The organism is Nocardia sp. NPDC056064 (assembly GCF_042266925.1).
GTDB lineage: Bacteria > Actinomycetota > Actinomycetes > Mycobacteriales > Mycobacteriaceae > Nocardia.
Window position 1 is genome coordinate 248,357 of record NZ_JBHJWO010000001.1, and the last position, 13,067, is coordinate 261,423.

11 protein-coding genes are annotated in these 13,067 nt (G+C 70.7%); 5 read left to right on the forward strand and 6 right to left on the reverse strand.

Going from position 1 to position 13,067, the window contains the following annotated elements:
• The first annotated feature begins 102 nt into the window (after positions 1 to 102).
• On the forward strand, positions 103 to 1,902 hold the full coding sequence (locus tag ACFC06_RS01235; RefSeq protein ID WP_375926367.1) for an acyl-CoA dehydrogenase: 1,800 nt from the start codon (positions 103 to 105) through the stop codon (positions 1,900 to 1,902).
• Positions 1,903 to 1,958: 56 nt separating this feature from the next.
• Entirely contained in the window at positions 1,959 to 2,672 is a 714-nt protein-coding gene (locus ACFC06_RS01240) for a TetR/AcrR family transcriptional regulator (RefSeq protein WP_375926370.1), read from the forward strand.
• On the opposite strand, the gene ACFC06_RS01245 is transcribed toward ACFC06_RS01240, so the two are convergent.
• The 4 genes from ACFC06_RS01245 to ACFC06_RS01260 all read right to left on the reverse strand — a co-directional run bounded on the left by ACFC06_RS01245 (position 2,588) and on the right by ACFC06_RS01260 (position 6,694).
• A complete protein-coding gene (locus ACFC06_RS01245) occupies positions 2,588 to 4,258 on the reverse strand; it encodes an FAD-binding dehydrogenase (protein WP_375926373.1) in 1,671 nt (556 codons plus the stop codon). The genes ACFC06_RS01240 and ACFC06_RS01245 overlap by 85 nt on opposite strands.
• Positions 4,259 to 4,392: 134 nt before the next feature.
• Positions 4,393 to 5,259, reverse strand: coding sequence for an alpha/beta fold hydrolase (locus tag ACFC06_RS01250; RefSeq protein WP_375926376.1), 867 nt, complete (start codon positions 5,257 to 5,259; stop codon positions 4,393 to 4,395).
• A 120-nt stretch (positions 5,260 to 5,379) separates the two neighbouring features.
• Positions 5,380 to 5,763, reverse strand: a complete 384-nt coding sequence (locus ACFC06_RS01255) for a limonene-1,2-epoxide hydrolase family protein (RefSeq protein ID WP_375926379.1) — start codon at positions 5,761 to 5,763, stop codon at positions 5,380 to 5,382.
• 19 nt (positions 5,764 to 5,782) lie between these two features.
• Positions 5,783 to 6,694, reverse strand: coding sequence for a helix-turn-helix domain-containing protein (locus tag ACFC06_RS01260; RefSeq protein ID WP_375926382.1), 912 nt, complete (start codon positions 6,692 to 6,694; stop codon positions 5,783 to 5,785).
• Between the two features lie 144 nt (positions 6,695 to 6,838).
• On the opposite strand from ACFC06_RS01260, the gene ACFC06_RS01265 reads away from it, so the two are divergent.
• Positions 6,839 to 8,233: a DUF1214 domain-containing protein gene (locus tag ACFC06_RS01265; protein ID WP_375926385.1), complete on the forward strand. Its 1,395-nt coding sequence runs from the start codon at positions 6,839 to 6,841 to the stop codon at positions 8,231 to 8,233.
• 12 nt (positions 8,234 to 8,245) lie between these two features.
• Here the strand turns inward: ACFC06_RS01265 and ACFC06_RS01270 are convergent, their stop codons facing one another.
• Both ACFC06_RS01270 and ACFC06_RS01275 read right to left on the reverse strand, forming a co-directional pair.
• Complete coding sequence (locus ACFC06_RS01270) at positions 8,246 to 9,235, reverse strand: alpha/beta hydrolase (RefSeq protein ID WP_375926388.1); 990 nt, start codon at positions 9,233 to 9,235, stop codon at positions 8,246 to 8,248.
• A 149-nt stretch (positions 9,236 to 9,384) separates the two neighbouring features.
• Positions 9,385 to 10,542, reverse strand: coding sequence for a DUF3089 domain-containing protein (locus ACFC06_RS01275; protein WP_375926391.1), 1,158 nt, complete (start codon positions 10,540 to 10,542; stop codon positions 9,385 to 9,387).
• A 175-nt stretch (positions 10,543 to 10,717) separates the two neighbouring features.
• On the opposite strand from ACFC06_RS01275, the gene ACFC06_RS01280 reads away from it, so the two are divergent.
• A complete protein-coding gene (locus tag ACFC06_RS01280) occupies positions 10,718 to 12,205 on the forward strand; it encodes an FAD-dependent oxidoreductase (RefSeq protein ID WP_375926393.1) in 1,488 nt (495 codons plus the stop codon).
• Between the two features lie 447 nt (positions 12,206 to 12,652).
• Entirely contained in the window at positions 12,653 to 12,955 is a 303-nt protein-coding gene (locus ACFC06_RS01285; RefSeq protein ID WP_375935129.1) for a hypothetical protein, read from the forward strand.
• Positions 12,956 to 13,067: the final 112 nt, after the last annotated feature.

Genomic DNA, 13,067 nt, shown 5'->3' on the forward strand with positions numbered 1-13,067 from the left:
CCGGCCGGCTCGCCGCGGGTGCGCGGCGAGCCGGTCCCGGACGCGCAGGCCCGGCGGCGGGTACGGTTGCCTGCGGCTGCGCCGAACCGAGGAAGAGACCCGATGACCGACTCCCTGCTGCTGTCCCGCCGCGATCTCGAATTCCTGCTCCACGACTGGCTCGACGTCACCGCGCTGACGAGCAGGCCACGTTTCGCCGACCACGATCGCGCCACCTTCGACGCGGTACTCGACCTCAGCGAGGCGATCGCGACCAGGCACTTCGCCACCCACAACAAGAAGAGCGACGCCCAGGAACCGACCTTCGACGGTGAACGGGTGCACATCATCCCCGAGGTGGGGCAGGCGCTGAAGATCTTCACCGACGCCGGGTTGATCGGGGCCGCGATGGACTACGAGATCGGCGGCCTGCAGTTGCCCGCGGTCGTCGCCGGTGCGTGCACGGCCTGGTTCCAGGCCGCCAATGTGGGCACGGCGGCGTACCCGTTCCTGACCGTCGGCAATGCGAACCTGCTGCGGGCGCACGGCAGCGAGGAACAGATCGAGACCTTCGTGCGGCCGATGGTCGAGGGCCGTTTCTTCGGCACCATGTGTCTGTCGGAACCGCAGGCGGGGTCGTCACTGGCCGACATCACCACCCGCGCGGTGCCCCAGGACGACGGCACCTACCGGCTCACCGGCACCAAGATGTGGATCTCCGGCGGCGAACACGAGCTCTCGGACAACATCGTGCACCTGGTGCTGGCCAAGATCCCCGGCGGTCCGGCCGGCGTCAAGGGCATCTCGCTGTTCATCGTCCCCAAATTCCTGGTGGAATCCGACGGCACGCTGGGCGACCGCAACGACGTGGTGCTCGTCGGCCTCAACCACAAGATGGGCTATCGCGGCACCACCAACACCCTGCTCAACTTCGGCGAGGGCAGACACACCCCCGGCGGTGCGGCGGGCGCGGTCGGCTACCTGGTCGGCGAGGCGAACCACGGGCTCGCCTACATGTTCCACATGATGAACGAGGCCCGCATCGGCGTCGGACAGGGCGCGACGGCGCTGGGCTACACCGGCTATCTGCACGCGCTGGACTACGCGCGCACCCGTCCGCAGGGCCGCGCGCCCGGCGTCAAGGACCCGGCCGCGCCGCAGGTGCCGATCATCGAGCACACCGATGTGCGCCGGATGCTGCTGGCGCAGAAGAGCTATGTCGAAGGCGCGCTCGCGTTCAACCTGTACTGCTACCGCTTGCTGGACGAGGAACGCACCGCCGAGCACGAGGCCGACCGCACCCGCACCCGGCTGCTGCTCGACGTGCTGACCCCGATCGCGAAGAGCTGGCCCGCGCAGTGGTGCCTGGCGGCCAACGATCTGGCCATCCAGGTCCACGGCGGCTACGGCTACACCCGCGAATACGACGTCGAACAGTTCTACCGGGACAACCGGCTCAACCCGATCCACGAGGGCACCCACGGCATCCAGGGACTGGACCTGCTCGGCCGGAAGATGGTGATGCACAACGGCGCCGGGCTGAGCCTGCTGCTGGAGACCATCACGGCGACCACCGCGCGGGCGAGCGCGGCGGGCGGCGAGGCGGCCCGGCTGGCCGCCCAGCTGGACGCGGCCACCGCCCGCGTCGCCGCGACCACGGCCGCCCTGTGGTCGACCGGCGACCCCACCGTCGCCTTGGCCAACGCCTCCCTCTACCTCGAGGCCGTCGGCCACGTGGTGCTGGCCTGGATCTGGCTCGAGCAGTTCCTGGCGGTGGGCGCGGCCACCGACGCCTTCCACGAGGGCAAGCGCCAGGCCGCCCGCTACTTCTTCCGGGCCGAACTCCCGCGCACCGGACCGCAGTTCGACCTGCTCGACAGCCTCGACACCACCACCAGGGACTGCCGCCCGGAATGGTTCTGACCACCGGCCGCGGGAAGCGGGAATCCGGGTCCGTGCCCGCGCGGTAGGGTGGATCGGTGCCCACACCCGACACGGACAAGCCCGCCCGGGTGACCAAGCGCCGCGCCGAGACCAGGGCCCGGCTGCTCGACGCCGCGTTCCGGGTGTTCGCCGAGAAGGGGTTCGGTCTCACGCGGATCGAGGACGTCTGCTCGGCCGCCGGCTACACCAGGGGCGCGTTCTACTCGCAGTTCGCCAGCCTCGACGAGCTGTTCTTCGTCCTCTACGACCAGCGCGCCTCACTGATCACCGAGCAGGTGCGCCGGGCGCTGGCCGACGTCGAGAATCCCGGCGACCTGTCGGGATTCGTCGACCGGCTCACCGCCACCCTGCTGCTCGACCGCGACTGGCTGCTGGTGAAGACCGACTTCCTCACCCACGCCGCGCGCAAACCCGAACTCGCGCAGCGGCTCGTCGCCCACCGCGCCCACCTGCGCGCCGCGATCGAGGCCAAGCTGGCGGGCGGGGCGTTCGCGCTGCCCGCCGCGATGGGCACGATCGCCGAGGCCGCGCACGCGGTGGTGGCGGCCTACGACGGGGTCACCGTGCAGTTGCTGCTCGATCGTGATCAGGCGGCGGCGCGGGCCTGGCTGGGCAGGCTGATCACCCGGCTCGCGGTGGCCGACGGTGATCCGGCCGCGCCGGGTCAGACCTCGGCGGCCGCGGCCCGCCCGGCCGCGCGGCCGGAGAAGATACAGCCCCCGAGGAACGTGCCCTCCAGCGAGTTGTAGCCGTGCACGCCACCCCCACCGAAGCCCGCCGCCTCGCCCGCGGCGTACAGGCCGGGGATCGGGGCGCCGTCGGCGCCCAGCGCCCGTGACGTCAGGTCGGTCTGGATGCCGCCGAGGGTCTTTCGCGTGAGCACGTGGAGTTTGATCCCGATCAGCGGACCCGCCGCGGGGTCGAGCAGGCGGTGCGGTGCGGTGGCGCGCATGAGCCGGTCGCCGAGATAGCGGCGGGCATTGTGGATGCCCTGGATCTGGGCGTCCTTGGTGAAGGCGTTGTCCACCTGCAGGTCACGCGCGAGGATCTGTTCGCGCAGGACCGCCGGGCTGAGCAGGGGCTCGTCGGTGAGGCCGTTCATCTTCGTCACCAGCTCGTCGAGGGTGTCCGCCACGACGAAGTCCGCGCCGTTGTTCTTGAACGCCTCGACCGGGGCCGGAGCGCCCCTGCCGAAAACCCGTTCCCGGACGAGGGCTTTGCGGTCGCGGCGGGTGATGTCGGGATTCTGCTCGGAGCCGGAGAGGGCGAACTCCTTGGCGATGATGCGCTGGGTGGTGACGAACCAGGAGTGCTCGTACGGCGCGATCTCCGGGGTGGTGCGCAGATAGCGCAGGGTGCCGAGGGTGTCGTAGCCGGGCAGGTAGGGGGCGGGCAGGCGACGGCCCAGGGCGTCGAACCACATCGAGGACGGGCCGGGCAGGATGCGGATGGCGTGCTCGGGCCAGATCGGATTCCAGTTCTGGATGCCCTCGGTGTAGTGCCACATCCGGTCGCGATTGACCAGGCGCACGCCCGCTTCCGCGGCGATGTCGAGCATACGGCCGTCGACATAGGCGGGGACGCCGGTGATCATCCGCGCGGGCGGGGTGCCCATGCGCGCGGGCCAGTACCGGCGCACGATGTCGTGATCGCCGCCGATGCCGCCGGTGGCCAGCACGACCGCGGCGGCGGTGAACTCGAACTCGCCGACGACCTCGCGAGTCGACGGCGCGCCGCGCTCGGCGTCGTCCTCGGCCAGCACCGCCCCGCGCACTCCCGTGACGGCGCCGTCGGTGAACACCAGCTCGTCGACGCGGTGCCGGTGCCGGAAACGCACCAGGCCGGTGTCGGCGGCGCGCAGCGCGGACTCGGTGAACGGGCCGACGACGCCGGTGCCGGTGCCCCAGGCGATGTGGAAGCGGGGCACGGAGTTGCCGTGGCCGTCGGCGCGCAGGTCGCCGCGTTCGGCCCAGCCGACCGAGGGCAGGAAGCTGATGCCGAGATCGGTGAGATAGCGGCGCTTCTCGCCCGCGGCGAACTCGACGTAGGCGCGCGCCCACCGCTGCGCCCAGCGGTCCTCGTCGTCGAGCCGGTCGAAGGCCGCGCTGCCCGACCAGTCGCTCCAGGCCAGGTCGAGCGAATCCCGCACGCCGAGGCGCCGCTGCTCGGGACTGTCGACCAGGAAGATCCCACCGAAGGACCAGAACGCCTGACCGCCCAGATTCGCGGCGTTCTCCTGATCCACCACGAGCACCCGTTTGCCCTGACGGGTCAGTTCATGGGTCGCGACCAGCCCGGCGAGCCCCGCGCCGACCACGATGACATCGGCTTCCATGCGCCGACCTCCGTTCCCTCACCCGGCAGCACCGGGCCGCCTCGCTGTATCGGATACATTATTGCATCAGATATGGGTGCGAATCGTAACAGGCTCGCGCGCGGCAGGGCAGGCGCTCGCGGCGCCTCAGCCGGTCACCGTGCGCGTCGGCGACGCCTGATCAGTACGTCGTCGAACGCGTTCGGCAGCCAGGGCGCCGATCCGATGGCTTCACGGAGGAAGGCGGTGATCAGGTCCGGGTCGTCGAGCATCGGCACATGCCCATGCTCGGGGACGTGCCGGATGCGCACTCGCGGATCGGTGACCAGCGACGCCGCCAGCCGGTGCAGCAGCCGGTCGCGGCCGCCGGTGATCACGGTGATCGCCGGTGACTTCTCGATCTCCGGACGCCAGCCGGGGACGAACTCCGGCGAGTCGACCAGCGCGTTGCGCACCGTGCAGTGCAGCGGTGCCTCCGTGCTGAGCATCGCGCGTCGCCGGGTGTGCTCGCACAGATCGAGCATGGCCGGGGCCGAGCGGCCGGTGAGTGTGCGCAGCGCCGCCCGTCGGGTCATCGGTCCGGCCACCGGATTGTCGATCAGGCGCAGCAGCGGGGTCACCGACGCACGGCGCAGGAGTTCGGTGCGGACGGCGTCGGCGGACGCCGGATCGCCGTGCCACAGACCCAGCGGGGCGATCGCGGTCACCGAACCGGCCCGCCCGCGCCGGGCCAGTTCGTTCGCGATCCACGCGCCGAAACCATTGCCCACCAGGTGAACCCGATCCAGGCCGGCCGCGTCGAGGACACGTTCGACGGCGTCGGTCATGGTCGACGGGGTCGCCGGGCCGCGAAGTTCGGGCCCGGCCCAGTGTCCGGGAAGGGTGGGCGCGAACACGTCGTAGGTGCGGGCCAGCAGCTCCACGCATCGCCCCCACGAATGCCAGGTGAGGCCGAGATCGTGCAGCAGCACCACCGGTTCGCCGCGCCCTGTCCGGATCGCGGGGTCCACGGACGAGCGCATGTACCGACACCTCTCCACCGGCGGCCCGCGCCGCGATTCCGACCGGGTCAGTATCGAACGGCGACGGCGGGGGAGTCATTGCACCGATCGCAGAATCTCGGTGCCTCGATTGGTGTCAGATCATGAATTCTGGGTGGCGGCGGTGACGACGGTCATGTCGAAATAGTCGCGCCAGGCGCGGATTCGTCCGTCCTCGATCTCGAAGACACCGGCGACCGGCAGATCGATGACGGTGCCGTTGAGGCTGAACCGGTCGGTGCGCTCGTTGAACACAGTCGTCCCCGCGGCGAATTGGCGATGAATGGTGAATTCGATGCCGCCGAAGGTGTCGAGGAAACCGTGCAGGAATTCGGTGATCGCGGCCTTGCCGGAAATGGGCTGCATCGGCATGTTGTGATACACGGCGTCGTCGGTGAAGTATTCGGCGAGTTCGTCGGCGCCTGCCGTGGCCCAGCGGGCACAGAATTCGGTGACGAGCGCGGCGGGATCGGTGCTGGGGGACATGGGTTCCTTCGGTCGGCGGTCACAGGTGGTGGTGCAGGGTGCGCGCGGTGGCGGTGAGGGCGGCGAGGTAGTGGTCGCGCTCGGGTTTGGGCACCGCCGTGCGCAGCGGGCCGATGAGCAGTTCGGCGACGGGGTCGCCGCTGGGGTCCAGCACAGGGGCCGACAGGTAGCTGATCGGCAGCGCGGCCTCGCGCGCGAGTTCCCCGGCGCTGTAGGCGTTCCCGCTGATACCGCCGAGCAGAGCGAGGATCCGTTCGCGCAGCGCACTGCTCGCGGTGTCGTCGGCCAGGTGCTCGACCACATCGGCCAGGACGTCCAGGGTCGCGAGGCTGTTCGTGTCGACACCCCACACCGCGGCGCCGAGCGTGCGCACGTCGGCGAGCACCTGCTCGTAGTGGGCCCGCTCGCCGGGGTCCGCCGCGGCCAGCCAGGCCCGCCGTACGGTGTCGGGGGAGTGCGCGACCACCGTCGCGGCACCCGGCGGGATCAGCGGCAACCGGGTACCCACCGAGATCCCCGCCGGAATCCGGCCGCGGTTCTCGACCACCGCGACGAACCGGATCTCGTCGCGGTCGACCCGGATGAGCGCGACACCGCAGCCGACCTCGTTCGCCAGCGCGTGCAGGGCGGTGCGCAGCGGATCACCACCCGCGAGCTTGCTCTGCTGCCGCTCGGCGACCCGCAGCAGTCCCGGTCCGATCTCGTAGGTCAGATCGGTGCGGCGGTTCACCCAGGCGCGGGCGCGCAGCGCGGAGAGCACATTGCCGACCGTCGACCGGCTCAGCGCGAGGCTGTCGGCGATCTGCGCGGAGGTCTGCGGATGCGGCGCGGCGGCCAGCAATTCCAGCACCGACACCACCCGCTGGGTCGGTGGCGACAGTTCTGCGGACTCGGCATCGTCGGACGGCACCGCACCTCCTGCGATAAGCATCCACGTCACTATATGCATCACCGGTGACGAATAGTCGCACTGTGTCCAGTCGGGATCTCATCCGAACCGGGTGAGGCGGTGGCGGCGGTCGCGGTCCTACCGTCACGGAAGGCAGACGCATCCGCAGGCGGAAGGGTGGTCGTGATGACGCAGGGCCGTTCGGCAGCGCCGGGGTACTGGAACGGCTACCCGGCACGAGGTGACATCGCCAGGGCCTACGACGAGCTCGACTACAACCGGGCACTGGCGATGTACCGGTTCTTCTATCCGACGGTGTCGTTCGAGGCGACCTGGCGGGGCAATCTGGACGCGGGCGCGGTACCGAACCGGGTGATGGCCCTGCTGGTCGGAACGCCCGACCAATACGTGTTCACCGCGAATTCCGACACCCCGTACTCCGGGCTCACCATCGACCTGTCCGACGGGCCGATGGTCGTCGACATCCCCGCCGGACCGCTGATGGGCACCGCCAACGACCTCAACCAGCTGTGGGTGCTCGACCTGGGCCTGCCCGGCCCCGCGGGCGCGGCGGGCGGCAAGCACGTCCTGCTGCCGCCCAGCTACGACGGCCCGGTCCCGGAGGGTTACTACGCGGGTTCGGCGACGACGAACCGCGTCCTGGTACTGGTCCGCGCACTGCCCGAGGGCTCGGATGTCGAGGGCACGATCGAGCGGATGAAGCAGGTGCGCGTGTATCCGCTCGGCACCGACCCCGACTCTAATCCGCTGGAGTGGGTGGATATCTCGACACAGCAGGGCCTCGACCTCTCGCCGGTGTACTGGGAAACCGGGCTCGACTACTGGCAGGTCCTGCACGAGATACTGCAGACCGAACCGCCGAACCCCGACTACCGCTACCAATACGGCGAACTCGCCGCGCTCGGCATCACCCGCGACGCCCCGTTCGCCCCGGACCGGCGCCAGGCCGCCATCCTCACCGACGCCGCCCGGCGCGGTCATCTGCACCTGTGCGTGCAGTCCTTCGCCGATCGTCGGCCCGACCGGGTGGTCTGGCCGGACAGCCGGTGGGAGTGGGCCGTCCTGCGCCCGGAGAACGGCACCTTCGACACCGGCGACTACGTCGACCTCTACGCCAGGGAGAAGTGGTTCTACCAGGCCCAGATCGAGTCACCGGCGATGTTCGCCCGGCACCCCGGCGCGGGCTCGCTCTACTGGCTCGGCCTGCGCGACGTGCACGGTGACTACCTCGACGGCGGCGGCTACTACAGCCTGACCGTGCCCCAGCCGGTCCCGGCGAAGCTGTTCTGGTCGGTCACCGTCTACGACGCCCGCACCCGCAGCGAGATCCAGGCCCCGCAGAACCGCGCGGCCCTGCGCTCGATGTTCGAACTCACCGACGTCGACACCGAGGCACCGCTCACCGTCTACTTCGGCCCCACCCCGCCGCCGAACACCCCCGCCGACCGCTGGGTCCAGACCGTCCCCGGCGCGGGCTGGTTCGCATACTTCCGCATCTACGGTCCCGAAGGCCCGGCCTTCGACGGCACCTGGCAGCTCCCGGACTTCCGGCGCCACTGAGCGCGGGGCGGGTCAGCTCGCCTGGTCCAGCACCTGCCCGGCGCCCAGGATCCGGTCGACGAAGGCCCCGATCTCCCCGACCGCGGCGGCCGCCTCGGGGGCGATGGAGGCCGCGGCCTGGAAGATGTGGACCTGGTTGTGCCAGATCTGGAGATCGCAGGCCACCCCGTGCTCGTGCAGGCGCTGAGCGACCAGAACCCCGTCGGGGTAGAGGAATTCGGTGGAGCTGACCTGGATCAGAGTCGGCGGCAGGCCCGTCAGATCCGCATGGGCAGGTGCGGTGACACCGTCGAGATGCCCACCGCGCAGGGCGAATTCGGCGAGGACGGGGGAGGCCGCCGGGGAGAACAGGGCGTCCATGGCCGCGGAGGGCGCGGCCAGTTTGGCGGTGATGTCGAAGTCGGTGAGCGGCGACATCGCCACCAGCGCGGCGGGCAGGGGCAGGCCGCGACGGCGGATCTCGACCGCGGTCAGCAGGGTGAGGGTCGCACCGGCCGAATCGCCCATGACGGTGATGTTCTCGGGCGCGATGCCCCAGGCCAGCGCTCGCTCGTAGCCGTCGACGCAGTCCGCCAGCGCGTCGGCGAGCGTGTGGGCGGGCAGCTTCCGGTAGTCCACGGCGAGCAGCTGGGTGCGCAGCTCGGTGGCGAAACGGGCGGTCATCTGCCGATGCAGGTGCCTGCCGCCGATGATGAACCCGCCGCCGTGCAGATAGAGGACGAACCGCTCGCCTTCGCGCACCGGCGGATCGAGCAGCATCGCGCTGCTGTGCGGCAGCTGGATCCGCGTGCGGCGCACCGGCTTGGCGATCAGCGGACGACCGACCCAGTCCACCGACCGGTAGGCCCACCGACCGTCGGGATTGCGGGCCCACAGGTCGATGACCTTGCGCACCGACAGCCGCAGCGCGCGGTCCACCCACCGCGACTGCCTGCTGTCGCCGGGAAACTCGCGGGGGGTCAGTGGTGCCCGCGCCGGGTCGGGCCGCTGTTGGATCGACATGAGAACTCCTCGCTGTGACGACGGTGTCAGCAACACCCGGCGTGCCGGGATATCTCAGTGTGGAGTTCGGCGCGCCGCGCTGTCACTGCACGATCCGTGGATTGACGAGCCCCCGATTCGTCACCGGAGACGAACGGAATCCGGCGGTGTCAGTGCTCGGCGAGCCAGGAACGGCTCTGCTGCCCGGCGATCGAGACGAGCCGGTCGTAGCCGTAGTTGATATCGAGGAGATGGGACTCGAACAGCGGGATCTCGTTGAGGTGGTCCGGTCCGGTGAACTGGATCGTGTAGAAGTTGTAGCCGTTGTTCTGGGTGCAGCGGCCGGTCGCGCGGGAGGCGGAGGATGTCCAGGTCGAGTCGGATCGCGGGACGGCGCCGGGCAGGCTGGTGTAGCCGAGCAGGATCGAGATGATGCCGAAGGCGTACGGCTCCGACGGCACGGTCACCGGTTGCGGCGAGCCGTCACCACTGAGCACGGCCGGATCGGTGCAGGCCACCTGATAGCCGGGGCCGAACGGCAGCCCCCACCGCGCCGAGAGCAGGCCCAGGTCGGCGGTGCCGAACAGCGAGAACAGCGGCTCGTTCTGTGCGAGCGAATACGCCACGACACAGCCGTACTCGCCCTGCCGCGTACACACCGGGATCGACCGGAAATCACCGCCGGTGGTGCTGCCCACGGCGGTGGTGACATTGCCGCCCATCAGGAAGGCGCCGACCAGTCGCGAGCGCAGTCCCGGGTCCGGCTCGATGTGTTCCCGGATCAGCCTGCGCGCCATCAGCGTTCCCTGGGAGTGGCTGACGATGATCACGCCGCGGCCGTGATTGTCGTTGGCCAGGTACTCGTTCCAGGCGTTCTCGATGTCCTGATACCCCGGCACGGTCAGATCGGCGCCCGCCAGTTCCAGCCCGATCGCGGGCAGGGTGACCTGGCGGTAGACCGGCGCGAACACCCGGCAGGTCCCGCTGAAACGGGCCGCCTGGTAGCGGGCGATCGACTGCACCTCGGGTTGGGCGACGGGGTCCTGGTTGAGCGCCACCTGATTGCTGACGGTCGGATAGAGGTAGAAGCAGTCGACGGGTGCGTCGTCCGAGGCCTGCGGTGCGGCGGGCGTGACGACGCCGGTGCCGAGGTCGGTGGTGTCGGAGGGCAGGTCGCAGGGGTCGCCCGTCATCGCCGGGTGGCACAACCAGGTGGTGTTCCCGGCCGGCTGTGCGTGCGCGGTCGAGGTCAGCACGACGGTGCCGACGGACAGGGCGATCGTCGCCACTGCCGTACCGAGAGCAGCTCTCCACGTCGACCGGGTCATCACATGCGCTCCTTACGTTCCTCGCCGCGAAACGAGACCGACAGTAGCCAGATGATCGCCGGGAGCGTGGGGTATCGCCGAGATCCGTTCCGGTGGCTCGGCGGCTTGCGCAGGTGCCCGCCGACATGCATCGCGCCGCGCCGTTTGCGTGGCCGTGGCTGGGTATGCGACCGGCATGACCTCCTACTGGTTCACCGGCGCCGAGCTGCCCAGCCGCTTGCCGCTGACCGGCGAGATCGCCGTCGACACCGTGGTGATCGGCGCCGGGATCGCCGGGTTGACGACCGCGCTGCTGCTCGCCGAGCAGGGGCGGGAGGTGGCGGTGCTCGAGGCGCGGCGGGTCGGGGCGGTGACCACGGGAGCGTCGAGCGCGAAGATCACGATGCTGCAGGGCACCCGCGCGCAGGCGATCGCGAACCGGCACGGCATCCGGGTGCTGGCGCGCTACGTCGACGCCAACCGCGCCGGGTTCGACTGGCTGCTCGACTTCTGCGACGCGCACGAGATCCCCACCCAGCGCGTGCCCGCGATCACCTACGCGCAGGACGCGGCCGAAGTGGCGGCGGTCCGCGCCGAGTACGAGGCCACGCGCGCGGCGGGCCTGCCGACGCAGTTCGTCGACGATCTCGAAGTGCCGTTCCCCGCGCTCGGGGGCGTGCGCCTGCGGGAACAGGCCCAGGTCGATCCGGTCGCCGTGCTCGCCGCACTGGCGGCGGAGGTGGAGGCCCACGGCGTGCCGATCTTCGAATCGACCCGCGCCCGGCATCTGCGCCGCCACGGCGACCGCGTCGTGATCGGCACCGACCAGGGTGACGTGTCGGCCGCGCGGGCGATCGTGGCCACCGGGTCACCGATCTTCGACCGCCGGGGGCTGGCCGCGCGGCTGATCGCGCAGCGGTCCTATCTGGCGGCCTTCGAGACCACGGGTCCGGTCCCGGAGGAGATGTTCCTCAGTGCCGGAACCCCGACCCGGTCGCTGCGCTGGGCGCCCGGCGAGACCGGCCCGGTATTGCTGGCCGGTGGGAGCGGGCACGAGGTCGGGCGGGCGGGCTCGGCGGCGGTGCACGTGGCCGAGCTGATCAACTGGACCGGCAGATGGTTCCCCGACGCGCGTCCGCTCGCGCGCTGGTCGGCCCAGGACTATCACCCGATCGGTGAGCTGCCCTACGTCGGTCCGGTGCAGCCCGGTGCGCAGAACGTGCAGTGCGCGACCGGTTTCGCGAAGTGGGGGATGACCAACGGTGTCGCGGCCGCGCTCGTGCTGGCGGGCCGGATCGGCGGCACGGCACCGGAGTGGGCCGAGGTCTACGAGACCTGGCGGACCGGCGCGGTGCGCACCCTGCTGGCGGGGGCGAAGGCCAATGCCGTGGTGGCGCGGCACCTGTCGACCGGATGGCTCGGCGCGTTCGGTCCCGGCGACGGCTTCCCGCCGCGCGAAGGCGAGGGCCGGGTGGAACGTCACGGTCTGCACCCGGTCGCCCGGTGCACCGTCGACGGGGTGAGCGAGTCGGTCTCGGCCGTGTGCACCCACCTGCGGGGCATCGTGAACTGGAACGATGCCGAGAAGACCTGGGACTGCCCGCTGCACGGTTCGCGCTTCGCCCCCGACGGCACGGTTCTGGAAGGCCCGGCGACAGCGCCCCTGCCGCGCCGTGAGGACTAGGCACCTGACCGGCCTCTGTTTGATCTTGCCCGAGTGGGGAAGTCGGCGTTCGGGGGACACCGAGGAGGCAGCATGCAGTTTCCGGCCACGTTCGGCCCACCGGCGGAGTTCGGCGAAGCCGGGTGGGGTGCGGCGACCGTCGTGCACGACCGCGAGGTGATCGTGCACTTGGAAGACTCCGGTCTGCGCAAACTCTGCACCTGCGCGGCCGGGCTGTCGCCGCAGGCACAGTGGCGGCTGGCCGCGGTCGCCGAGGCGCTGCGGCACACCGAGCAGACCGCCGCGGTGTTTCGGATGCCCCCTGCGAGGTACCGCGACGATATGGACGCCACCCGGCGCCCCGAGACGGTGGAGGAGGAATTCATGGTTACGCGCGACATCATCGCCCAGCTGCGGCAGGACATCACCACCGCCGCCGACACCGGCGACGAGGCCGCCGTCGAGCGGCTGCGCGGCGAGCTCTCGGCCGCACTCGGCGAGGACGACACCGAGGAAGCCGGTACGCGGACCGGGACGAAGGACAAGGAATACAACCTCATCTGGTTCGTGGAGAACTGCCTGAGCAACGTACTGCGCATGCGGGAGTACGCCCAGGACGCCGACCGCGCCGGCGACAGCGAACTCGCGGACTTTTTCCGCCGAGCCGAACACGAGAGCCACAAGGGCGCCGAACAGGGCAAGGTCCTACTCGGCCGCCGCCTGGTCGGCGACCTCGGCAACACCACCCCCCAGCCCCCGACCAACCCCTGACCCCACTGCCGGGCGTAGCCGCTCGTGCGTCACGCACCGTCGCCCGGCGCTTCCTTCCAGGAGTCGGTTCGGTCTCGTCGCGCGCTCATCCCCGCCCGCGTCCCGGAATATA

Bases quoted from the DNA above. Each gene is read 5' to 3' on its own strand.
- ACFC06_RS01275 (WP_375926391.1), bottom strand. From the start codon at position 10,542: ATGACCCGGTCGACGTGGAGAGCTGCTCTCGGTACGGCAGTGGCGACG.
- ACFC06_RS01235 (WP_375926367.1), top strand. From the start codon at position 103: ATGACCGACTCCCTGCTGCTGTCCCGCCGCGATCTCGAATTCCTGCTC.
- ACFC06_RS01280 (WP_375926393.1), top strand. From the start codon at position 10,718: ATGACCTCCTACTGGTTCACCGGCGCCGAGCTGCCCAGCCGCTTGCCG.
- ACFC06_RS01260 (WP_375926382.1), bottom strand. From the start codon at position 6,694: ATGCTTATCGCAGGAGGTGCGGTGCCGTCCGACGATGCCGAGTCCGCA.
- ACFC06_RS01270 (WP_375926388.1), bottom strand. From the start codon at position 9,235: ATGTCGATCCAACAGCGGCCCGACCCGGCGCGGGCACCACTGACCCCC.
- ACFC06_RS01265 (WP_375926385.1), top strand. From the start codon at position 6,839: ATGACGCAGGGCCGTTCGGCAGCGCCGGGGTACTGGAACGGCTACCCG.
- ACFC06_RS01250 (WP_375926376.1), bottom strand. From the start codon at position 5,259: ATGCGCTCGTCCGTGGACCCCGCGATCCGGACAGGGCGCGGCGAACCG.
- ACFC06_RS01255 (WP_375926379.1), bottom strand. From the start codon at position 5,763: ATGTCCCCCAGCACCGATCCCGCCGCGCTCGTCACCGAATTCTGTGCC.
- ACFC06_RS01245 (WP_375926373.1), bottom strand. From the start codon at position 4,258: ATGGAAGCCGATGTCATCGTGGTCGGCGCGGGGCTCGCCGGGCTGGTC.